This window comes from Dyadobacter sp. CY261, assembly GCF_021440085.1.
GTDB lineage: Bacteria > Bacteroidota > Bacteroidia > Cytophagales > Spirosomataceae > Dyadobacter.
Map to the genome: position 1 here is coordinate 252,140 of NZ_JAKCPW010000011.1, position 23,095 is coordinate 275,234.

Annotated in this window: 25 protein-coding genes; 12 read left to right on the plus strand and 13 right to left on the minus strand. The window is 48.2% G+C overall.

What is annotated here, in order from left to right:
* Positions 1-10: 10 nt before the first annotated feature.
* Complete coding sequence (locus tag LZD49_RS27320; protein ID WP_234670965.1) at positions 11-889, plus strand: SDR family oxidoreductase; 879 nt, start codon at positions 11-13, stop codon at positions 887-889.
* Between the two features lie 65 nt (positions 890-954).
* Here the strand turns inward: LZD49_RS27320 and LZD49_RS27325 are convergent, their stop codons facing one another.
* From LZD49_RS27325 to LZD49_RS27375, 11 genes are all read right to left on the minus strand, one after another.
* A complete protein-coding gene (locus tag LZD49_RS27325) occupies positions 955-1,518 on the minus strand; it encodes a DUF417 family protein (RefSeq protein WP_234670966.1) in 564 nt (187 codons plus the stop codon).
* Between the two features lie 38 nt (positions 1,519-1,556).
* A complete protein-coding gene (locus LZD49_RS27330; protein WP_234670967.1) occupies positions 1,557-2,663 on the minus strand; it encodes a Gfo/Idh/MocA family protein in 1,107 nt (368 codons plus the stop codon).
* A gap of 44 nt (positions 2,664-2,707) precedes the next feature.
* Positions 2,708-3,103, minus strand: coding sequence for a nuclear transport factor 2 family protein (locus LZD49_RS27335; protein ID WP_234671075.1), 396 nt, complete (start codon positions 3,101-3,103; stop codon positions 2,708-2,710).
* A gap of 94 nt (positions 3,104-3,197) precedes the next feature.
* Positions 3,198-4,142, minus strand: a complete 945-nt coding sequence (locus LZD49_RS27340) for an NADP-dependent oxidoreductase (RefSeq protein ID WP_234670968.1) — start codon at positions 4,140-4,142, stop codon at positions 3,198-3,200.
* An 8-nt stretch (positions 4,143-4,150) separates the two neighbouring features.
* Positions 4,151-4,531 carry a DoxX family protein gene (locus LZD49_RS27345; protein ID WP_234670969.1) on the minus strand — a complete coding sequence of 127 codons (381 nt, stop codon included), beginning with the start codon at positions 4,529-4,531 and terminating at the stop codon, positions 4,151-4,153.
* 117 nt (positions 4,532-4,648) lie between these two features.
* Positions 4,649-4,951 carry a 4-oxalocrotonate tautomerase family protein gene (locus LZD49_RS27350; RefSeq protein ID WP_234670970.1) on the minus strand — a complete coding sequence of 101 codons (303 nt, stop codon included), beginning with the start codon at positions 4,949-4,951 and terminating at the stop codon, positions 4,649-4,651.
* Between the two features lie 197 nt (positions 4,952-5,148).
* Positions 5,149-6,075, minus strand: coding sequence for an SDR family NAD(P)-dependent oxidoreductase (locus LZD49_RS27355; protein WP_234670971.1), 927 nt, complete (start codon positions 6,073-6,075; stop codon positions 5,149-5,151).
* A gap of 36 nt (positions 6,076-6,111) precedes the next feature.
* Positions 6,112-7,056 carry an MBL fold metallo-hydrolase gene (locus tag LZD49_RS27360; RefSeq protein ID WP_234670972.1) on the minus strand — a complete coding sequence of 315 codons (945 nt, stop codon included), beginning with the start codon at positions 7,054-7,056 and terminating at the stop codon, positions 6,112-6,114.
* A gap of 28 nt (positions 7,057-7,084) precedes the next feature.
* A complete protein-coding gene (locus tag LZD49_RS27365) occupies positions 7,085-8,074 on the minus strand; it encodes a zinc-dependent alcohol dehydrogenase family protein (RefSeq protein WP_234670973.1) in 990 nt (329 codons plus the stop codon).
* Between the two features lie 15 nt (positions 8,075-8,089).
* Positions 8,090-8,998, minus strand: coding sequence for an AraC family transcriptional regulator (locus LZD49_RS27370; protein WP_234670974.1), 909 nt, complete (start codon positions 8,996-8,998; stop codon positions 8,090-8,092).
* Between the two features lie 42 nt (positions 8,999-9,040).
* Positions 9,041-10,027, minus strand: coding sequence for an alpha/beta hydrolase (locus tag LZD49_RS27375; protein ID WP_409021355.1), 987 nt, complete (start codon positions 10,025-10,027; stop codon positions 9,041-9,043).
* Between the two features lie 444 nt (positions 10,028-10,471).
* On the opposite strand from LZD49_RS27375, the gene LZD49_RS27380 reads away from it, so the two are divergent.
* The gene (locus LZD49_RS27380; RefSeq protein ID WP_234670975.1) at positions 10,472-12,928 is read left to right on the plus strand and encodes a histidine kinase dimerization/phosphoacceptor domain -containing protein; all 2,457 of its coding nucleotides are present in this window, start codon (positions 10,472-10,474) and stop codon (positions 12,926-12,928) included.
* 8 nt (positions 12,929-12,936) lie between these two features.
* On the opposite strand, the gene LZD49_RS27385 is transcribed toward LZD49_RS27380, so the two are convergent.
* The gene (locus tag LZD49_RS27385; protein WP_234670976.1) at positions 12,937-14,067 is read right to left on the minus strand and encodes a sigma-54-dependent Fis family transcriptional regulator; all 1,131 of its coding nucleotides are present in this window, start codon (positions 14,065-14,067) and stop codon (positions 12,937-12,939) included.
* A gap of 214 nt (positions 14,068-14,281) precedes the next feature.
* Entirely contained in the window at positions 14,282-15,670 is a 1,389-nt protein-coding gene (locus LZD49_RS27390) for a sigma-54 dependent transcriptional regulator (RefSeq protein ID WP_234670977.1), read from the minus strand.
* Positions 15,671-15,893: 223 nt separating this feature from the next.
* Here LZD49_RS27390 and LZD49_RS27395 point away from each other — a divergent pair, with 223 nt between their 5' ends.
* The 10 genes from LZD49_RS27395 to LZD49_RS27440 all read left to right on the plus strand — a co-directional run bounded on the left by LZD49_RS27395 (position 15,894) and on the right by LZD49_RS27440 (position 22,671).
* Entirely contained in the window at positions 15,894-16,346 is a 453-nt protein-coding gene (locus tag LZD49_RS27395; RefSeq protein ID WP_234670978.1) for an SRPBCC domain-containing protein, read from the plus strand.
* Positions 16,327-16,680: a helix-turn-helix transcriptional regulator gene (locus LZD49_RS27400; protein WP_234670979.1), complete on the plus strand. Its 354-nt coding sequence runs from the start codon at positions 16,327-16,329 to the stop codon at positions 16,678-16,680. Before LZD49_RS27395 ends, LZD49_RS27400 begins: the two co-directional genes overlap by 20 nt.
* 118 nt (positions 16,681-16,798) lie before the next feature.
* Positions 16,799-17,245 (plus strand): SRPBCC domain-containing protein, encoded by a 447-nt coding sequence (locus tag LZD49_RS27405; protein ID WP_234670980.1) that lies wholly within the window; start codon positions 16,799-16,801, stop codon positions 17,243-17,245.
* 23 nt (positions 17,246-17,268) lie between these two features.
* Positions 17,269-18,000 carry an NADPH-dependent F420 reductase gene (locus tag LZD49_RS27410; RefSeq protein ID WP_234670981.1) on the plus strand — a complete coding sequence of 244 codons (732 nt, stop codon included), beginning with the start codon at positions 17,269-17,271 and terminating at the stop codon, positions 17,998-18,000.
* 38 nt (positions 18,001-18,038) lie between these two features.
* Positions 18,039-18,644 carry a hypothetical protein gene (locus LZD49_RS27415; RefSeq protein WP_234670982.1) on the plus strand — a complete coding sequence of 202 codons (606 nt, stop codon included), beginning with the start codon at positions 18,039-18,041 and terminating at the stop codon, positions 18,642-18,644.
* Between the two features lie 29 nt (positions 18,645-18,673).
* Positions 18,674-19,246 carry a Crp/Fnr family transcriptional regulator gene (locus LZD49_RS27420; RefSeq protein WP_234670984.1) on the plus strand — a complete coding sequence of 191 codons (573 nt, stop codon included), beginning with the start codon at positions 18,674-18,676 and terminating at the stop codon, positions 19,244-19,246.
* Positions 19,247-19,436: 190 nt separating this feature from the next.
* Positions 19,437-20,024: a flavodoxin family protein gene (locus LZD49_RS27425; protein ID WP_234670986.1), complete on the plus strand. Its 588-nt coding sequence runs from the start codon at positions 19,437-19,439 to the stop codon at positions 20,022-20,024.
* A gap of 44 nt (positions 20,025-20,068) precedes the next feature.
* A complete protein-coding gene (locus tag LZD49_RS27430) occupies positions 20,069-20,524 on the plus strand; it encodes a DoxX family protein (protein ID WP_234670988.1) in 456 nt (151 codons plus the stop codon).
* 292 nt (positions 20,525-20,816) lie between these two features.
* Complete coding sequence (locus LZD49_RS27435) at positions 20,817-21,611, plus strand: AraC family transcriptional regulator (protein ID WP_234670990.1); 795 nt, start codon at positions 20,817-20,819, stop codon at positions 21,609-21,611.
* A 73-nt stretch (positions 21,612-21,684) separates the two neighbouring features.
* The gene (locus tag LZD49_RS27440; RefSeq protein WP_234670991.1) at positions 21,685-22,671 is read left to right on the plus strand and encodes a S41 family peptidase; all 987 of its coding nucleotides are present in this window, start codon (positions 21,685-21,687) and stop codon (positions 22,669-22,671) included.
* Positions 22,672-23,095 lie beyond the last annotated feature (424 nt).

Genomic DNA, 23,095 nt, shown 5'->3' on the forward strand with positions numbered 1-23,095 from the left:
AAACAACAGCATGAAACAGACAAGCATTTTTCTGACAGGCGCAACCGGCTCCGTAGGATCTCAATTAGTTCAAAAGCTCACATCGCTGAACATCCCGTTTAAGGCGCTTGTGCGCACTGCCTCGCAAGCTGAACATCTCGGCAAGATACCCCATGCGGAAATGGTCGTGGGTGATCTGGCAAACCCTGAAAGTTTTGAACACGCCTTACAAGGTATTGAAAAGACCTTTCTTTTAACTAATTCGTCGGAACAAGCGGAATCGCTACAGACGGGCTTCGTTGAAGCTGCGCACCGGGCAGGTGTCGGTCACATCGTCAAACTCTCCCAATTCGCTGCGAACGAATCGTCTCCCGTACGTTTCCTGCGCTACCATGCCAAGGTCGAAAACAGGATCAGGGAGCTAGGTTTCCGGTACACTTTCCTGCGCCCCAATTTATACATGCAGGGCCTGCTGGCCTTCAAAGAGCAGATCAGAGACAACGCTCACTTCTTCGCCGCTATCGGGAACGCCCGGGTAAGCGCAGTCGATGTGAGGGATATCGCAGCGATGGCAGCCGTGGCCCTGACCGAAGCGGGCCACGAGAATAAAACGTACGACATCACCGGACCCGAGCCGCTCACCCACTATCAAATGGCTGAAACACTGTCCAAGACTCTTGGCAAACCGGTAAATTTCATCAGCGTCTCCCCCAGCGAAATGGAAGAAGCCCTGCGCGCCGCAGGATTCCCCGAATGGCAGGTAGGTGGCTTGATTGAAGATTACGCGCATTATGCCAGGGGCGAGGCGGCAACAGTTTCGGACGCAATCGCCCGTACCACTCATCAAAGCGCCATAACTTTCGAGCAGTTTGTTCAAGACCATAAGTTCTTGTTTCAGCCCCGGCCTTAATCGAAATTACAGCATTGCCTTTGTAGCAATATCGAATTAGGCTTAAACGAGATCTATTCTGATCATTACTTTGCGCGCGACAAATACAACTTGGCCGATTCGGACATCGTCAGAACTGCGCCTGCTAGTATAACGATGTCTTTCAGTACCAGCCTTCCCCTACTTGATAGGAACGGAGCACCCCACTGGTCATCGCCAAGATCGGGCACCCAGGATTCGGGCGTGGTAATTAAAAACGACAGCGTTCCGATGGTCATTAAAAATATGAGGATGCTCCCTATCATACTCGCAAAGGGAAATATACTATGCAGCGCAACAAGCAACGCACAAATAATCAGGAATACCCCCAAACCCTTTGCGAATCCATAAGTGTTGTTCGCAACATGCCATTGACGATTCTTTGCTGACAACTCACCCTCTTTATTTGTGTATTCCTTATATTGTTCGGGATGCCGGTAAAAGAAAGACATCATGGGACTGTTCGCAACAAATGGAACAATCCCGTCAGCTTCATAACTAAAAAATTTAAGTCCGCCAATCCACAAAAAAACAATCACAATGCTAAACCTTAACAAAATCAAACCGATCCTGTCTAATTTTGCAGCATACTTAGCTAAAAAATCTTTCATATCTATCCCCAGTTAATGTATAAAAGCTGAGAAGCACCTCAATCGATCCGATAACGTTGTACACTTCCCGAGGCCGATGATCTTTCAATTGCATCGATCATCCGGTGCCGGACTACTGCCTCTTGGAAAGTTACGCTCAGATGTGTCCCTGAATGCAGATCACTGGCGACCCGGGCGTAGTTCTGGGCAACAATCTGGGCAGGGACCGAAAGACTGCTAAGGCCATGATTGAGATACTGCTCCGGGATGGACAAGACTTCCAGATCCCCATCTCCCTGGCTGGCCAAAATCGTTACCGGGAAAGCGGCCGGATTACCACCGTCGGCTTTGAGCACGAAGTCACCCCGGGATCCGTTTATCTCCCAATGAAAATTGGTCCCCTTAAACATTCCTCCCCTGTAATGGATCGAAGCTATGGCTCCGCTTTGGAGTTGACCGTGGACAGCCAGCTGATCGTAGGCAGTCATGGGAATGGTCTCTCCGCTTTCTACGATCGTTGTCGTCTTTCTTCTGTTGGTAGCAATCGCACTCAGCTCAGAAAATTCCCCAAGGCAATAGCACAACGCATCAACCGCGTTCCCAAATGACGAGTAAATCATTCCTGCGCCGTTGCGCTTATCAACCGCGTAGGCATATGCCTCCAATGTATATTCACCGAAAATAATCCCCGAACCAATCAGGGAAGTAGAAAGTACCTCGCCAATGTATCCGTCGGCGATAAGGTCTTTGATGTAATTAACTGCCGGAATGGCCCTGGATTGGAGGCCAACGGCACCGAATATTCCTTTCTTTTTTGCCAGAATCGATAGCTCTTCCGCTTCCTCCAGACCATTTCCCAAAGGCCATTCGCAGTACACATTTTTCCCGGCGTTGATTGCCTGGATTACCAGCTCCCGATGCTGCGGGACGCGCACGGTTACGGCAACGAGGTCCACATTTGAATTCTCGATCAAAGCCGCGTTGTTATCGAAGTAGTATGGAATTCCTAACAACTTGGCCGTCCTTTCCGCGACTCCCTCTTTCAGATTGCTTATCGCTGATACCTCAAAATCCGGGAGTGCATTTAGTGCTGGAATATGGGCAATGGAAGCCCATCCGCGATCAGAATTTACACCAGCAATTCCGACTCTTATTTTTTTCTCCATTTGATTAGATATAAAATTGTTGTTGATTATAAATAGAGGCACTACTATCGAATATCCAGAACAGATCTTTTCAACAAAAGGGATTTAATTTTCCATTCACCCATTTCCATTAAGTATGTTTCGTGGTAATGACCATACCCATGGAGCGTTTTAAACGGTGACTCAATTGCCGGGGAGAAATAAATTCTGTCTTCCATTGCCCAAATTGCTTTGGCAGTACTTTCCGACAGTATTTCGATTTCAGCATTGTGCAGGTGATGAATGGAAACTGCCTTTTCCAATATTAGGCAACTTTCCACAAAATCTTTTGCTGTCGAAAATTGGTAAATGATAGCTCCCTCCGCATTTTCAAAAGTAATAAGCGGGTCTGAGGCCAGGAGCCTTCCCAGCTCATCCCACTGCTTTGTATCCACATAGCGGCAATATCTTGCCTTCAACATCTTCAATGTTTCGATGTAAACAAGATCTCTTTGCATGCTCGAATGTGCATTAGCCATAGTCTGCTTAGTTTAATGATTAAGTAGTAATTAATTATCAAAGACTAATCACTATTTTACCGGTGGTTGCGTTTTTCTCCAATTCCAAATGAGCAGCTGGAATCTCTTCAAGCGGGTATATTTTTGAAATATGTGATTTCAAGACTCCCCGCTCCAATAAATCCGCGAGTGCTTTCATGTCCTGGCCATTGGAGACTACTGCATTATAATAGGCATTCACACCCAGGTCATTTGCCAGCCTTTCCCATTTGGTTCCCTGAACCATCGCCCATAGGCTAATCAACGTTCCGCCGCGCTTCACAACGGCTAACGTCCTGGCTATATGGTCGTCCCGCAGCGCCTCTAAGGCAAGATCAACGTCGGATACGACATCTTCAAAGCGCTGCCTATCATAGGCCACGTACTCATCCGCGCCGAGGCCCAAAACGAAATCCCGCTTGCCGTAAGATGAAAGAGCGATTACATAGGCACCCAGATATTTCGCAATCTGAACCGCATAATGTCCCACGCCTCCACCAGCCGCTGTGATCAATATCCGATCGCCTTTCCGAATGTTGGCCCGGGTCAACGGCTGCCAGGCAGTAAGTGCTGCCAGGGTTGCAGCAGCCGCTTCTTCGAAACTGATATTCGAAGGTTTCAAAGCAAGGTGCGATGCCGGCGCCGCCACATATTCCGCATAAGCTTTGCCGTGCCCCGGATGCCTGATCGAGCCAAACACCTCGTCTCCTACTTTGAAATCGACAACCTTCTGCCCGGTGGCGGTCACTACGCCGGCGACGTCCCATCCCAGGATTTTTGGCGTCTCTCCATTAAAAATCCAGTCGATCGCTACGTCCATCCGAACGTAAGTGTCAGCCGGATTGATGCTCAGGGCTTTCACCCTGATCAATACTTCATCAGCTCCAATGTCGGGAACCGGGATTTCTGCCAGGCGCAAATTGTCTACGCTGCCCTGGCTTGTCAGAATAATAGCCTTCATCATGATATCTTTTAATGCGCAGCGCGCCGATTTCCATCATCAATGAGATCGGTTCCAAGCAGATATCGACGAAGAGCCCGATACCTGAACAGCAAATCGACCCAAATCAATATTTCAACAAGAACCGCAACAAAAATAGATTGTTGATGTTGCAGATGCGACGCAATAGCTCCGCCCATATACGCGATCAGGAGCAGCGAACCAATTAGCCCTGTGGAGTGAATGAGGAAAAGAATGACCGAAATCGCCTCGATCACGCCGATGATCCGGTAGGTGTCCGGTGGGATTCCAAAGGAGACAGATTGGGCAATGGCAGTTTCATGCCCGGATAATTTCAGGAAAGCGCTGAACCCAAACAGGAGCCCCAGTATAAACCTGATTATCAATTCCATTACGACAATTTTTTTCAAAGACACGACCATTTACTTGAAGTGAAGGTTAATCAGAAAAATGGGCCCGGGACTAAGGTATCCGACGGGCACCTACCGAATATGTGTATACGTTGGAGGTCAGGAGCTCTTTACGGGCGCTGCTTTTGCGAACTCTTCCCGTGAAACCGGATTTCCGTCGATGCTTTCGAAAATCGCTTTGGAATTGGACAAAGTTTGCATCAGGGATTTCGGCCCTTCGAAAGGACGCCCGCCAATGTGCCAACCATCCGTGTGCAACTCTTCGATGAGCACCCACACGACCTCCCTGAACGCTTCGGACCCCTCGAACTTAACCATCACTTCCGTAATGGCTGCCGCCATCTGATGTTTTTGCTCCGGCGTGAAGACGCCGTCTACCAATTTAATGTTTACAAAAGGCATGATTTTAAAATTTAGAGTTTAAAAAACTATTTGAATTAAAAAGGAAAAGAAAGAACCACGGTGCTATCGCCGAACCTCAGTATTACGCTTTTGCTTAGGGCTTCTGGTCAGGTGAACGATAAATCGTAAGGCCCAGTAAATCAGCAGGGCTTCCACCAAAGAGAGGTACAAGTACAGGATTCCCATGAGGTCGCGGGCTAGGCTTTCTTCTGTAATTGTTCGATCATGCTGGTCGACAGATCCCATAGTCTGTCCGCACCGTCAGGGTCCAGGGCATACTTCGCAACTCCGGCGAAGCGCTCGGGCCGGCTTGTCACGACTTCGGCTTCGTTGCAATCTTCGAAATACGCTCCGCTAACGTTGCGAACGACCGGCGAAGCTGACAGCAATATGGAGGTTGCAGCACCTTCCTGTACGGTTTTGTGAAACTCGGGTGCCGAACGAAGCTTCCCGCCAACATGCCTTTGCAGGTTTGTCAGAATAGCACCCGGGTTCAATGCATTAACGGCGATCCCATCCTCGCGCCAACGCCGGGCAGCACCGACGGCAAACAAAATGCAGGCAGTTTTCGACTGGCCATACGAAAGCCAGGGATCATAGCTTATAAAGTTGAAATTGATGTCGTCAAACAAAACGGGACAAAGTAGATGTCCGCTTGAACTGACCATCACGATCCGTGCGGCAGGTGCAGCTTTCAGGAATTTATGCAAGCCTACCGAAAGCGCGAAATGCCCGAGATAGTTCGTCATGAATTGCATTTCGATTCCTTCGGAAATTTTCTGCAGATACGGGATCCCCATGACGCCCGCATTATTGATCAAAACATCAAGCGGTTCGTTCCAATTTGACACAAAGCTCCGGACCGAAGCAAAATCGCTCAATTCAAGTTGCTGCACCGTTACTTTCCGGTTTCCCGTTGCCTGCATGATCTCGTCGGCCACCTTCCTGCCCACTTCTACATTTCTCACGGCCATTGTTACTTCCGCACCGGCCTTCGCCAGCGCTCTTACCGTTTCGGCCCCAATGCCGGAAGTGCTGCCGGTGACAATGATTCGTTTTCCGCTGAGGTCAATACCTTCCAGGATTTCGTCACCGGTTGTCTCAAATCCATATCCTGTCATCATCGGTTCCATGTTGAAAATGTTGGTGTTGCATTGAAACTATGCACCTTTGAAGACCAACCGCGTAAAGAAGGTTGGATCGATGATGAATGTGCCCCATTTGGCATCGAATGTAGAGGTAGGCTTTGCCTTAATGACCTCTTCAACCGTCATTCCCTGTTGCTTCAACTTCTTCACAGCATCGTAGATGTGAACCAGCATATCCCTATAGGCTATCAGTTGGTTACGGTTGCCGATGGGTCCATGACCGGGTATGATGATCGTCTTGTCCGACGAATGCCCGATGTTATGGTTTGTGGCAGCAATCATGCCCTTGATATTCCCTCCGGTATTGTAGTCTATGAACGGATAATGTCCATTCCACCAGGTGTCGGCCACGTGCAGGACGTCGGCTTTGGGGAAGTATACCGAAATGTCGCTATTCGTATGCGCTGGCGCATAATGCCTCATCTGGATATCCTCTCCGTTAAAAGTCATTGATTCCTTGTCGGCAAACGTTTTCCCCGGCAGTGCACCCTTCGGAGAGGGCGGGAAAGTAAAATTCCAATCATCCACCCGGATCGTCCGTGACATGTTTTTGAGGGTGTTTTCGTGGGCTACAATGGCCGCACCTTTTTCGTGTAACCACAAATTCCCGTCGACATGGTCAAAATGCCAATGTGTATTGATCAGGAATTTCAAGGGGGCGTTTCCCAATTTCGCAAGCGCCGCGGACATATTCGGCTTCGATACTCCGATCCCTCCATCCACCATCAATTTGCCATCTTTTCCCGTCGATACCAATATGTTTCCTCCTGATCCTTCCAGTACGGAGAGGTTACCGCGAAGCTTTGTAATCTCGATTTTTGCCGTAGCGGCAGCTTTTTTGATGATATTGACCGGGCTTTCCTGGGCGACAACTGATTTTTGTGAAAGCAAAAGCCCAATGGATATCAAGCTTGCCGATCCAATAAATTTCCGGCGATCAATGTTGATATTTTCCATATTCATGAATAAGTGAAGAATTGAATGATTATGAACCTGCGATCCGGATGATTACCTTTCCTGCGGCATGCCTGCGCTGCAAGTCGGCATAGGCGGTAAGCACAGAATCCATCGTGTAATCTTTCTGTTCTATCCGCGCGCTGACCTTTCCTGCTTCAATCAGCCTGGTCGCTTCGGACAATATTCTGCCATGATGCGCCCGCGCTTTGCCGGAGATGAGCGGATAAAGGGTGAACACCCCCGAATAGGTAGCACCACGAAAGGACAATGGCGCCAGACTATGGCTACCCCAACCCAAAATGCTCACAACATGCCCGTCATATTGTTTGGCAGCTTTGAACGATGCGTCCAGCGTGGCTCCGCCCAACGTGTCGAAAATGATATCGAAGCCGTCGTCGTTCGTGTACTCTTTTACATACGCTTCGACGGACAATGCATGATGATCGACAGGCGTAGCCCCGTAACCGTGTATCAGCTCCATATGGCGGTGGTTAACGGTTGCAAAAACCTGCGCCCCCATGGCGGCCGCAATTTGAATGGCCAGCTGCCCAACTCCACCAGCCCCGCCGTGGATCAGAACCGTTTTGCCGTGGCCGATTTTCGCGCGGTCCACAAGCCCTTCCCATGCGGTGATGAACGCCAACGGAATGGATGCATTCTCTTTCATAGTCAGGTTACCGGGCTTGATGGCCAACAGATCCGCGTCGACAGAGGCGTATTCTGCCAGCGAACCCTGTACGCCTGCGACTCCGCCGATCATTCCATAAACTTCGTCTCCCGGCTTAAACCGGGTCACCCCATCGCCGACCGCCTCGACGGTCCCGGCCATATCAATGCCTAAAATGGCAGGCAACTTCACCTGAGCATGCAGGGCCTCCCCGGCTACGATTTTCAGGTCGAGGGGATTCACGCCGCTATGGCTAATTTTTACGAGAACTTCGCCCTCCCGCGCGACGGGTGTCACAACATCCTTTATCTGATAAGGGGTGTTGAATGCTTCTAAAACCAGCGCTTTCATTATTGTTTGATCAGTCTAAGGTATGTTAGGGGCAAGTTTGCTTCTGAATTTTGAGAAACTGAGTCCGCTCTTCTGCTTGAAAAATTTGCTGAAATGACAAATGTCATCAAAGCCCATTTCATAGGCGATCTGTTTCATGCTCTTCGGTGAATAGGTGGCCCAATATTTCGCTTCGGATATCATTCGCTGCTGGATATGATGCCTTGCGCTACGTCCTGTTTCCTTCTTGATGGTGGCGTTGAGATGATTTCTTGTGACCGACAGATCGGACGCATAAGCGCTTACGGTCCTCTTAATGATGCTATCCGAGTTAATCAGATCCATGAACCTGCTCACCAATGCACTGCTTGCATTCAGGGCGGCCGAAGGTAGGTTTGCCTCTCTGGACAGTTGAATGAACAGTATTTTCAAGAGGCCTTTAAGAATTGCCGATTTGAAAAAGCCGGTCTTTGCCTGCTCATTCGATAACATTCGACCGATCTCTTCAACCATTGGCCGCTCACCATGTTCGAGCGGTAAAGCCAGGAAGCAGGTGTTGTATGCATGTTCGAGCAAATGCGAAATGTGCGCATACACAGTGCCGCTATCCGCAAGAAAATCTTTCGAAAAACAAATCCGGAACCCTTCCAGACGGGCGGTATTTTGAAACAGATAAGAACGGCCCGGCGTTAGCACCAGGATCATATCTTCGCTGATCTTTTGCATTCTCCTCTCGCATCGGAGCGCTCCACTCCCACTTCTGATCCATAGCAGTTCGCAATATTTGGGTAAAACCGGTATTGCGTGCTCGTGAGGATGATAGGATATGGTCGATTCCAGGTCCTGGATCTCAAAGTGATCGTCTGTCCCCAAGGGCTTCGTCATTGATCCATTGCAAGGACGCGGCAATTTCAATTCTTGGAGAATAATTTGCTGTTGGCTCATCGCAGTAAGGGTTTATAGGTAAACAACAGGATGCTGTAACCGCTATTTCAGATATTTCCGAAGTTCCGCCGCGGCGTGGATGAAGAGCGATTTTGTTTGGGGAATCTCCGCTAATCCATTCAACAGGCCAAAATCATGGATCACACCGTTATACCGTACTGTCGTGGCGGGCACACCGGCTTCTTCCAATTTCCGTCCATATGCCTCTCCTTCGTCTCTGAGGACGTCGTTTTCTGCAACCTGAATGAGCGCGGGAGGCAATCCCGTCAATTGATCAATGGTAGCCTGCAATGGGGACGCATAAATGTCCTTTCTCTTTTCCGGATCGGCGATGTACATGTCGTACATCCATTTCATCACCGGGGTTGTCAGAAACCGTTGAGCCCCGTACAGTTTGTAGGATTCGGTTTCAAAGTCGGCATCCACAATGGGCCACATCATGATCTGTACTTTTATTTCAGGCCCTTTGTGTGCTTTCGCCATCAGGGTAGTGACGGCGGTCATATTACCACCCACGCTATTGCCCACCACGCCGAGCCTCTTACCGTCGACGTTGATCTCCCTGCCATGCTCGGCGACCCATTTGGTAGCGGCGTAAATCTGGTTAACCTGTGTCGGGAATTTGGCCTCAGGCGTCCGGGTGTAATTGATGAAAACCGCGGCACATCCGGAAAGTACGACGAGATCCCTGACCATTCGCTCGTGCGTCGGAAAGTCGCCCAATACCCATCCGCCTCCGTGAATGAATACAAACACCGGCAGGATGCCTTTCACTCCGGCGGGCCTCACCAGATTTAATTTGATAGAAAACCCATCCACCGAAATGGTTTTTTCAGAAACGTCAACCCCCGACAAATCCACCTTGACTGATTTCTGGGCATTCACTAAAACCATTTGCGCTTCCTGGGGCGACAAAGTTTCGAGCCCGGGTCCACCCGTATTCAATCCTTTCAAAAACGACTTAACCTGGGGGCTGAGGTGCATGTCGGTTGCGTAATCCTGCGCCTGTCCGTAAGAGCTGATGCTCATCCCAATTACGAGAAGCGCGCCGAATAACAAGCCTTGTGCCAGCGGCGAGAGCAGATTTGTAAAATTTTCCATGATAAAACTGATTAGTTTGATTTGACATTAACTAAACAATTACAATGCCAAATCGCAATACTCTATTAATCAGATCTTTACAGATTTTTTGTTAAAAAATAAATAGCGATATATCCTTTTTTAGTGATTTGATATCTGTATTTCAATACAAAAGAAGGCAGTTGGTAACCTCCATGAGCCCTATGCAAATAGTCCCAACGCAAGTAACCATACGTTAACCCACGTATAGAAATGTCCGTGCGGCTTTCTGAATTTTAAATAATTCTGTATTTTTAAACCTGCCGATAGCATCCTCTATCGATCCCCACTTCTCGACGAACTGCTGGACTTTAAATTTCAATACGAAGTGTCTCACCACTAACATTGATACCCATGGCTCGTTTGTACAAAATGGCATTCATTCTGCTTTGCTTGAACCTTCCAAACCTCGGAAAAGCCCAGACGCAACCCGTCAGTCGAACACAGGACTACTTATGGCTAAAAGTTGCCCATATCTACTACATGGTCATTCGGGAGGGAGCAGTAGATCAGGATAGCTGCCTGATGTTGGTAAGCCAAAAAAGCCACATCAGCAGATGGCCCGTTGTGACAGAGGGCTTCGGAGCCAACTATTCGAACGCGGATATCTCCTGGTTTGAACGGGGAAACACATCAGCCGGCTTGAAGCGGTTAGCGGCTTCGAAGGGTGGCGATCATACCAGGCTTTTGCTTCTTCTGGGTGCATACTATGCATTTCAGCCGGGCTATCGTAAAAATGATCTGGACAGTGCGCTTTCCTTTTTGGAGGCCACGCGAAAGGAAAGTCAGGCACAACGCGATACAACCTTGTGGAACCAGTCTTTATGTCTTCTGGGAAAGACCTATTTGAAAACAAACAACACTGATAAGGCCTTTGCAACCTTCGAACAAGCGATCAAGAACGCGCAGAAATCCTCGGATAAAGCACTGGAAGCGAAGGCATGGGATTACCAGGGCACCTATTGTTTGACAACTCCTAAAACGATCGGAATAAAAATAAGTAGTTGGAAAAAAGCCTTTGAACTTTACGATCAGGTTAAGGATCAAAAGAACAAAATCAACTGCGCAACGAACATCAGTTATTTAAGCTTTTTAATTACCGATCTGAAAGAAGCGGAAAGATATGCAGCACTCGCATCGGAGCTTGAAAAAAGGATCGATGTCCCCGTAAAACATTATACCTACGATTTATTAGCGCTGATTTACGCTGCACGGGGCGAGCATGGGAAAAGCATGCAAAATGCGCTGGCTGCCGTAGAAAGTGCAGAACAAACCAGGGAGAAATTCGGCTTGGGCTATTTTTACGCGAGAGTCGGCCATATATCGTCGGGATATAACAAATTCCAGGAAAGCCTAGACTGGTTAAAAAAAGCATTGGATTATTTTACCAAAAACAATGGAGAGTCTGCGGATATTTATAAAGTATTAGCATTGACCAGCGGGCAGCTGAGCAACCTAAATAGGCATCAGGAAGGAATAGACCTGTTAAATCACTACTTAAAAATTTCACCGCCAAAGTCGGCCTTTGCCTTATACGAAATCCGTTTGGCATTGGCGGGTAACTACGCGGCAAGTGGGAACTACCCTGCTGCCGAAAAAAACCTGATCTTGGCAAAGGAGGCTGTCGAACGCAGCATGCTGGTCACCAAACAAAAACACAACACCCTTTTTAATCTGGAATTTGGACAACTGTACTATGCTTGGGGAAAGTATGGACTGGCGAAAAAGTACCTGAAGTTATTTGTCGAAAGTCCGGAGCGCACAAATTCAGCGTCGGACAATACGTTAACTGCCTATTACCGCTTATACAAAATTGATTCGACCGAAGGCAATTATGCATCAGCGCTCAACTACCACGTACTTTACAGTGCTCTCAAAGATTCAACGAGATCGGAAAAACAAAACCAATTGATTGAAACGCTGCGTGTACAATATAAAACAGAACAAAACCAGCGGGATATTGCCAGCTTAACAAAAGAAAAGACCTTCGAGCAAGAGCGTGTAGCACAAACAAAGAAAATGGCTTATGGAGGATTTGCCGGCGCTTCCATCATCATACTTTTGCTTTTGAACAGATATTACACCAATTCCAGGCAGAAGTTGGAAATGAATAAAAAGAATGAGCAGTTGCAGGTTTTAATTAAAGACAAAGACAGCCTCATTATTTCCAAAGAATGGTTGTTGAAAGAGGTGCATCACAGGGTTAAGAATAACCTTCATACGGTTATTTGCCTCCTTGAATCACAAGCTGCATACTTGAAAGACGATGCATTGAAGGCGCTGGAAATCAGCCAGCACCGCATTTATGCCATGTCACTCATCCATCAGAAACTTTACCAGTCAGATGACCTGAAAACGGTAAACATGTCCATATTCATTCCCGAATTCATGAATTACCTTTCGGAAAGTTTCGAGGTCAATAAAAGAATATACTTTGACCTGGATATCGCCGACATAGAGTTGGAAGTGGCGCAGGCCGTTCCTTTGTCACTAATTTTAAACGAGGCGGTAACCAATTCAATTAAGTATGCTTTTGCAAAACGGGATACAGGAAGGATTTCCGTATGGATGGCTCAGGAAGACCAACAGGTCACGATGTGCATTGCCGACGATGGTGTGGGCATTGATCCCGAGAGTCTTCGTTCGAAACCAAATTCATTGGGAATGAAGCTCATCAAAGGTTTAAGTGAAGATATCAATGCTGAATTTCATATTGAGAATAGCGGTGGGACTAAGATTACATTGGTCTTCACGACTAAGCTGTATGAACATCTCCGCACACATGAACCGGTTCAACAGATAGAGGCTTGATGTCGTCTTCAGTCCCTGCTCGAAGCGTAGTGCTGTTTACAGATGCCCAGTCGCTTCATTTTCGAGTTAAGCGTACTGGGATGAACGCCCAGAATTTCTGCCGCACCGCAATCGCCGGCAACTTTTCCTTTGCAAAATTTCAGCACTTTAAGAATGTGGTCCCGCTCATTCTCATCGATCGTTTTGAGTACCGCATGCTCGGAAGCTTCGGGCTTCTCCGGTTGGCGCATGCGTGCAGGAAATGGGACATGCGTTAAGGAGGGTCCCGTTGAAAGCAAAACGCTTCGCTCGATCAGGTGTTCAAGCTGCCTGACATTTCCGGGCCAATCATAGTGCACCAGCTCGCCGATTACGCCTTGGTCTATACTGACGATTTTACGGCCGGCTTTCTGAGCATATTTCGATATGAAATGGGCCGCAAGCAAGGGAATGTCCTCCCGTCGTTCCCTCAGCGGAGGAAGGTTGATCGGGAATATGTTAAGCCGGTAGTAAAGATCACTTCGAAAGCGCCCCTCTGCCACTTCCTTTTCCAGGTCTCGGTTCGTTGCTGCGATGATCCTGACATCCACCTTGATCGTATTTTTACCTCCGATGCGCTCAATTTCCCGTTCTTGCAGCACCCTTAGCAGCTTGACCTGAATGTCCAGAGGCATTTCGCCGACTTCATCTAAAAACAAAGTGCCTTTATGGGCAAGCTCAAACTTACCTAACCTTCGCTCCGCGGCACCGGTGAAGCTCCCGCGCTCATGGCCAAACAATTCACTTTCTATTAAATTGGCCGGCAATGCGGCACAATTGACTTTTACCATGGTTGCATTCCTGCGGGGCGAATTGCTGTGAATAGCACGCGCAACCAATTCCTTTCCAGTTCCAGTTTCGCCAAGCAGCAGGACCGTGCTGTCCGACGAAGCAACCAGATTAACCAGCCGGCTCACCCTTTTTATGCCAGCGCTTTTCCCAAATATTTCAGCACCAAACGGGTTGGAATCAATCAAATCATTTAAGTCCACGCACTTTCCAACCGGCGGTGAACCTATGGCCGAATCGAGGTTGTCGGGCAGAAATTGTAGCTGCTCGCCCGCGAGTTCGATGAAGTAATGTCCACTGGTTTGATAGAAAGAATCGGCTTGTGCTCTCATTGCCTGGCAGATGTGACTATGGTGAAATAGGTGGTCGTGCAATATGCGTCTCGCATTTTATTGCATTCGACTATACCAAGAAGTCAATTATCATACCAATAGTTAACATTCTGCTTATTAAACACTTATATGAATATTCCGTCAAAATATTTGTTATATTTCACAAAAAATGAAGCTACATTAGTGACATTTCACCAACCCAACCGTGTCTCATTCATCCCTTGTCGCCACCTTCCTTTTTTATTCCGAGCTTCCTTATTCTGGAATTCAGGGTGGAAACATTCATATCCAAAATTTCAGCTGCGCCGTTGGGGCCATAAACCTTCCAGTTGCATTTTTCGAGGACGGCGATGATATGATCGCGTTCATTTTCCTCGACCGTCTTGGTTCTTGATTGCGCCAGCTCTTCAGGCCGCCGCTCCAATGGCGCTGGCAGCGGCAGGGTATTGATCACTGGCCCGGTGGCTAATAAGACGCTGCGGGCCACAATATTTTCGAGTTCACGCACATTTCCAGGCCAGCTATAATTTAAAAATGCCTTTTTCACATGGTCGGCAAATGAGGTGATCACTTTGCCTTCTTTGAGGGCATATTTTTCCAGGAACGACTCCGCCAGAATGAGAATATCCTCCTTTCTTTCCCGTAGTGGCGGAAGCGTTATCGGGAATACATTCAACCGGTAAAACAAGTCAAGGCGGAAGCGGCCTGAGGCGAGTTCATATTCCAGATTCCTGTTTGTTGCCGCAATAATTCTCACATTGATTTTAACGGTTTTTCCCCCTACCCGCTCAATCTCCATTTCCTGCAAAACGCGTAGAAATTTCACCTGTAAATCCAGAGGAAGTTCCCCGATTTCATCCAGAAACAAGGTCCCTTCATCAGCCATCTCGAACTTCCCGACCCGTCGGCTTATCGCACCCGTGTATGCGCCTTTCTCGTGTCCGAAAAGCTCCGATTCAATAAGGTTTGGAGGAAGTGCGCCGCAATTGATTACCACAAAAGGCTTGGCTTTACGTTTGGAATTCCGGTGTATTGCTCTCGCAACGAGCTCCTTACCGGTGCCGCTTTCACCTAATATCAGCACGGAAGTATCCGAAGGGCTCACAATTCTGATGTTGTCTAGCAGGCCCAGCATTTGAGGACTTTTGCCTAGAATCCCACCCGACTCATCGGGCACAGGAGCGGGACGTGGCTTCTGCAATAATGCTAGTCGCTGGCTCTCGATTTGCTTCTTTTGCTGGTGCATATACCAGGCAACGTCAAGCGTAACCAGGAGATCCTTTGCCCGGAATGGCTTCACCAGGAAGCCATAGGGATTGGTCGATTTGGCAATGTCGAGATACTCTTTTTGAGAATTAGCGGACAGGTAAACAAATGCAATACCCAGCTCATTCAGTGTTTGAGCGAGCTGCAATCCTGTCTCCGGCCCTTGCAGCAGAATGTCCAGAAAAACGAGGTCCGGGTTTTCTTTTTCTATGATTTGCAATGCAGCGGCAACTGATCTGGCGATGGTGCAAACATGGTATCCTGCGCGTTCCAAAATCACTTCCAGATTGTTTGCTTCCACAAACTGGTCTTCAACGATAAGTATCCTGGCTTTCACGGGAGGGGTTATTTGATGGGTGTTGAATAAAAATAGCCAAAAATACAGGATGTTGTTAGACGAGAACATTTTTCTAATTCGCCGGGACATCCGGCTTTCATTGCTTTCTCAGAGCGCTGGACCCTCATCTTGCATTTACAAGTTCCTTCCAAAAACTTTTCAGCAAATATTTGCGTAACTCAAAAGTTACCTTTAAGTTTACGTAACTTAAAAGTTACCCAATATGACTAAAATTATCAAACATCAATTTTCCTTTTCCCACCCAGTTGAAACGGTGTGGGAATACCTCACGAATTCGGAGTTGCTAGCGTCCTGGCTGATGAAAAATGACTTCAAGCCGGCGATCGGGCACGAGTTCCAGTTTAGGACCGGACCGATTGCTCCCTTGAACTTCGACGGGATCATTTACTGCAAAGTACTGGACATCGTTCCGTTGAAACACTTGTCCTATTCATGGAATAGCGGTCCGGGCGGCGGAGAAATCACCCTGGAATCCGTTGTCAACTGGAACCTGGAACCAACTGAAAGTGGTACAACCCTACACCTCGAGCACAGTGGTTTTGCTAAAAAAGAGAACCTCGACATGTACAACGGGCTACTGCTCGGCTGGGTGGAAAAACTGGAAAAAATCGCGAACCTCTTAAAAGCAGAAAAATATGGCGATACCAGCGCTTGATGTTTTCCAGGTAATTGGTGACCCCAGCAGACGAAAAATGCTTATGCTACTCTTCGCCGGCAGTATGAACATCAATAACCTGGCTGAAAATTTCGATATGAGCAGGCCGGCAGTGTCCAAGCATGTTAAGATACTAGAAACGGCGGGATTTATTTCTATCACGGACGTCGGGCGCGAACGATACTGCACTCTCAGGAAGGACGGATTCGAGGAACTGCAGGCGTGGATCTCCTACTTCGACAAATTCTGGCTCAACAAACTGCAAAAATTGGAAGATCTATTAAATAACAAACTGCCGATTGATGATTCGGAAGGTAAAAAAAGTACGGGGTAGCAGCTCGTCTTAGCTTAACACCCCCATCACTTCCTGACAAGTAAATTTAACATTTATTCACCCGATAGCTGGCCAGGTCATAAGGAATCAGACCAGCCAGCTTCCTTCAACTTATGCCATGATCAGAGATTTAAATACCTCATTCTCCGTAGATCAATCTACCGAAGCCGTATTCAACGCAGTAAATAATGTCCGCGGATGGTGGTCCGAGAGGATAGACGGTGTCACCGACCGGATCGATCAGGAATTTACCTACCAGCGGAAAGATGTCCACAAATGCACCGTGAAAATTGTCGAATTCCTTCCTGGCAAAAAAGTGGTGTGGCTTGTACTGGACAACTACTTCAACTTTACCCAAAACCAGTCGGAATGGAAGGGCACGCGGGTCGAATTCGAGATCTCCGAAGCCGGCGGAAAGACGGTTCTTAACTTTACCCATCGGGGGCTCGTCCCGGAACATGAATGTTACAACATCTGTTTCGACGCATGGACATTCTATATTAACGAAAGTCTTAAAGGTCTGATTACTAAGGGTGTTGGGCAACCAAACCCGCTGACCGAGTAACTTCCTCAAAAAATTAGCGCGCCATGAATATAGGAATTATCGGATCAGGCGAAATGGGAGCCTGCCTTGCTTCGGGGCTGAACAAATTGGGCCATCGGGTTTCCATTGCCAACTCCCGCGGGCCAGCGTCATTAGCAAAAATTGCCCAAGCCACTGGTGCAGAGCCGGTAGAAGTAGAGCAGGCAATAAAAAATAAGGAGGTGATAGTAATTTCTATACCATCCAAAAATATACCGGATCTGCCCAAGGCGTTGTTCAGCGAACTTAAAAAAGATGTGGTTGTAATCGACACCACTAACTATTATCCCCAGCTACGCGACGGAATTTTACCCGAACTCGAACAGAGCTGGATAGACAGCCTCTGGGTTCAGCAGCAATTAAACGTTCCCATTGTCAAAGTTTTTAACTCGATATTGGCGACAAGCCTTCAGGTTTTAGGACGTCCGAAGGGGCACGCTGAAAGGATTGCCCTGGCAATATCCGGAGATAGCGCTCATGGAAAAACGATTGCCTCAGAACTTGTTGATCAATTAGGGTTCGACCCGGTAGATTCAGGCGCCATTTCGCAGTCATGGAAGCTGCAACCCGGCTCTCCGGTTTATTGCAGGGATATAGGCGTTCTGGAAATGAGCAACAGACTTGAATCATTAAACGGAGACTGGTCGGTGCTAAGCAAAGTCATTCTACCAAAGCGGCAGGCTGACGAGGCATTGATGGGGCTGAATTACCCAGCCTATCTGGAAAGCCTGATATAGTTATTCATTGATTGGGGCACGAAAAGACAGTTGTTCCGTTGGAACAGATTACGGCGCAGACCAAGGAGCTGCTGGCTGGGATCAAGCTGATTTTTAAATTGTCCATTGAAGGAAGCTACCCGGGCGGATTGCCGGAGGGCTGCTTCCTGATCAACTCGATCATAGAGTTTATTTCAGATGCCTTATCAATCAATATTCATGAACCTATGTTAACGGAATTAGTTATCCTGGCTGATTTTCAGGCTCACCGGTATGAGAGAACTTTGCATCAGTTTGTTAAACGTCCTTCAAATGCAAGTCTTAACTATATTCATCAGATGCTTTGCCATGATCATTTTTTTTTTGCGCTTGTGCCTCATGCTCTGGGGCAGATTGTTGCGAGCCAGGCATCGCCTTCACCAAAGGAATTGGTCCGTCAATTTCTTACAGAGGTCAGGTCAGGGTGTCTTCCGGAAAAGGCACACATTTTCATGGCCGATACGGTGGTCGCCCATCAGGTTCAGTCAGAGGCTCCCGTAGGTAGCCTGCGAACCCCGGAAGATTACACCGCACACGTCCGGGAGTTCATTCGGATGTTGCCGAGTACTGGCTGCAAACCGACCGACTGGAATTCGATTTACAGCTTAAAAAACGCCATTGATTAATTGGTAGGCTGCGGCTATATTTGCCAGCTATGTATGATCCGCTGATAAAAAACCTGAGCAAGTTTGTGCCGCTTTCGTCACAGGAAGCAGAGATCATAGAGTCGCTTTTTACCTTCAAGAAATACCGCAAAAAGCAGTATATCCTGCAAGAGGGAGACGTGACCCGCTTCGAAACGTTTATAGTAAAGGGTGTGACGCGAACGTATGAAGTGGACGATAAAGGTCAGGAGCATATCGTGCAATTTGGCCTGGAAGACTGGTGGGTGGGCGACCTATACAGTTTTTTGACTGGAAGTCCGACGACGTACAATATCGACTGTCTGGAAGACACCGAGGTGCTCCACATTACAAAGGCCGATCTGGAAACGCTCTATGAAAAGGTGCCCAAAATGGAACGGCATTTCCGCATCATGATCCAGAACGCATTCATTGCTTCTACCCGACGACTGTCGGCCAGCCTCGCCAGGAGCGCGCCGGAGCGGTATGAGGAGTTTATCAAAAAATACCCGCAAATAGAGCAGCGCGTTGCCAATCATCAGATTGCGTCCTATTTGGGCATTACCCCCCAAACACTGAGCCGGATCCGCTCGCAAAGCCAGTAGCGGCACCGGCAATACAACATTTGGCATTGATGTACTTACTGCATGGGGTTGTGCCCCGGCAGGAACGTTTGCGCTATGCCTGTTCACTGGCATAGCTCTTCAAAAAGTTAATCTAGGTTAACGGATTTTCTTATCACAGGTGATTGGTGATCGTGCGCCCAACCGGCAAAATTTGCATGAAATATTAGCCATGAAAAAAGTAACAATTGCTATCGTGTACCACAGCCGCAGCGGGCATACTGAGAGGCTTGCCCGGCTGCTGGCCCAGGAGATGACAACCGACCGTTCGCTCGTGCATTTGGTGAACGTGGCCCAACCCGACTCCTATCTGGACCTGCTCAGCAGCTCGGATACGATCGTATTCGGATGCCCCACCTACTTTGGCAATGTGAGCGCCGAGTTCAAACATTTCATGGAGCGCACAGGTGAGTTCTGGTATAAACAGCCCTGGAAAGACAAACTGGCGGCGGGCTTCACCTTGTCGTCAACCATCAATGGCGACAAACTGAATACGCTGGAATCGATGATGCTTTTTGCCTGTCAACACAGCATGAACTGGATTTCGCTGGGAGTACTTCCGCGGTTTCTCAATAACGAACAAACCGAAGGTCAAAACAGACTTGCAAGCTATATCGGGTTGATGGAGCAGTGCGACAATGGGGAGCGGGTTATCAACAGTCAGCACCCCGGCGATTTGCTTACCGCCGAGCTGTTTGCACGAAGGGTTGTTGAGGTATCTATTCGGTACATGGGCGGGCAAAATGAAGCGCGCGGGTAAATTATCCACGAACAATTTTTCTATAACAACTAAACATTACAGACATGTTTGCAAGTACATTAAAACACAATTTCAATTGGGGAACGCTGTTTCTCCGATTATTTCTGGCACTGGTCCTTTTCCCGCACGGCGCACAAAAATTACTGGGCTGGTTTGGCGGCTTTGGCTTTGAGGGCACTATGCAATACTTTACCGGCCAGGCCGGGCTGCCATGGATTATCGGATTGCTGGTGATCATCATTGAATTTTTCGGGCCTCTGGCGCTCGTGTTAGGGGTGGCAGTGCGCCTCTCTGCCGCGGCTATCGCGGCCGTAATGACCGGAATTATCCTTACCACTTTCCATGATCATTTTTTCATGGACTGGTTTGGCAACCAACACATCGAAGGAATGGAGTTCTTTTTACTGGCGATCGGCATTGCGGTTGCACTGGTTTTTACCGGTGGCGGTGCCTATTCACTCGGCCGACTTTTGAAACCCGTGCCCCCGACAGCCATATGAAAGCGTTGCCGCAAGCGGGCGCGTTTGGGTATTTACCAAGCGCCCCGCCGGCGGTGATCCCCCGAAAAGTGTAAATGCATTTTACGTAAATGTTTTCAGCCATTCGTTGGCCAGATACCACGACGGGTACTCGTGGTCAAACCTACGACCAACCCGGAGTTACAAGCTTCTGAAGGACAACTTTTTCCTTCGAGCTGAAAGTTTCTGTCACGTTGCTACCTATATGCCGGGAGCCGACGTTAGGTAGTTACCGGTTCCAGCGACTTTTACCTGTAACAACTTTAAACCGATTATGCAGCTACTTCCGACAGCCACCTATTTAGGGAACAACCTGACCACTTGCCAGACGGACGGTATCTGGACGAGCGTAACAACCTATTCGCAGGAAAATCTTCCGAATGTATCGTTGCATGCGCACGAAAATCCGCATATAACGATGCTTTTGGCAGGAGCAACCCTTGAAAAACGGCAACGAAGTGAGTGCTACCGGCAAGCAGGCGAAGCGGTATTCTTTCATGCGGGTGAGCCGCACCAGAATAGTAAGACGGTGCCGGGCTCGCAAAATTTTAATATTGAGTTTACGCCAGGTTTTCTTGAAGCGTATGACCTCACAGAAAACCATATTGGCCATGCTATCTGTGTAAATCCGCTCGCTGCCATTGCGTTTCTACGAGCCTACCGCCAATTATTGCACAAAGACCACAACACCGGCGATTCGATTACGATGGCCGTTCTTGGGCTATTTGGTACGCGGGAGAACGCCGGTGGCCGGCCGCCGGGTTGGGTAGGAAAAATCACCGAGCTGCTGCACGACCGCTGGAACGAGCAAGTGAGCTTACGTGAACTTTCCGTGGAAACGGGTACGCATCCCGTAACGATCTCGAAGTATTTCCCACGCTATTTCGGCTGCACATTGAGCGAATACATGCGGAAACTCAGGGTCATGAACTCGATTGCCCTGATTAAAAACACACCCTACCGGCTCACGCGCATCGCTCATGAATCCGGGTTTGCCGACCAGGCACATTTTACCAGGGCCTTCAAGCAGGTTACCGGATTTTTACCCAAAGAATACCGGGCAACTTAATGCGCTAATCTCATACAATTTTGGGTGGTTGATATACAGGAACTTTGCCGGTAAACTTAAATCAACCCGGCATATGTTACCTACCAAGCCTGTTTGTTTCTACCTGAGCGCCATTTTTTTCCTGCTTTGCTGTGACTGCGCACTCGCCCAGGCACCGTCGGTCCGGGAAATCGATGCAGCCATTACCATGATGGCGCATACCATCGATACCGCCTATGTATTTCCGGAAAAAGGACAAAAAATAGCACAATATCTCCGATCGGAACATCGGCAGGGCAGATTTTCGACTGCTAAGAATTGGCAAGACCTGGCCGGATCTATTTCGAAAAGCTTGCATGATTTCAGTCGTGACGGACATTTGTACGTCAGATATGACCCTAAAACCGTCAAAGAGATGCAAAAACCTGCGCAGCCCGCGCCGGATACAGCCACGCAGGCATATGATCCGTTTTTTGACGGGAAGGGCGCCGCGGAACGGAACTTCGGCTTTCGTGCTACGAAAGTGCTGGAAGGGAATATCGGGTATATCGAAATCTCGGAAATCAACATTTCGGCCCGCAGCCTGCCTGTGTTGTTTGCCGCAATGCGCTTCGTGGCCAACACACGCGCACTCATCATAGACCTGCGTAACAATGGGGGCGGGGGCAGCAATGTCGGCAGCGTCCTGGAAAGCTTTTTTCTGCCCAAGCACGCAACTTTGCTGGAATTTAAGACCAGGAATGGCAGCATTCAGACAGAAAAGACCGTCGGCTGGTTGTTAGAACCTAAGTATGAAAACCCGCTATTCATTCTGGTTAATAAGGGGACGGCCTCGGCGGCAGAAGCATTTGCCTATGCATTGCAAAAGCATCGCCGTGCAAAAGTAGTCGGACAGCGTTCGGCCGGGGCGGCGTTCATGAATTCATGGTATCCCGTCAACGAGCACCTCTACATTTCCGTTTCCACAGGAGCACCCACATGGCCAGGCACAACCGATAATTGGGAAGCGACGGGCATTCAACCCGATTACACAGTGCCGGAAGGCACCGAGCTTACTGTGGTTGCAGAGCTGCTGAAGTGACGATGGATCGGGCTTTCCGGATGAGCAACACATGACTCTGCCAATACTTCGGCTCTTTCCCGTTTGTGCAGTCCAATTGCTCTTTAATACCTTTTGCCTGTTCCTGTTATTGACTTTAATGATATCAAATGATAATTTGTAACAGACAAGACCAGCAGCCATTAATACACCAACAATGATTGCGGAAGCATCGGTTGTAAAATGCTTATCATCGATTCCTTTATTGACAAAATCGGCACCGATGTAAAGTAAACCTCCAATTGGAAAATAATAGGCAATTTACTCTTGTAAAAATGTATTCGCCGGAAAATCCGGGAGTGTTGTACTGCAGACTTAGAAAGGGAGACTTATTGGCCGTCGCAGACCGATCTCCAAAATCCGGTATTTGTGCCAATATGGCGTTGCTCGTCCTTGTTTTTTAATT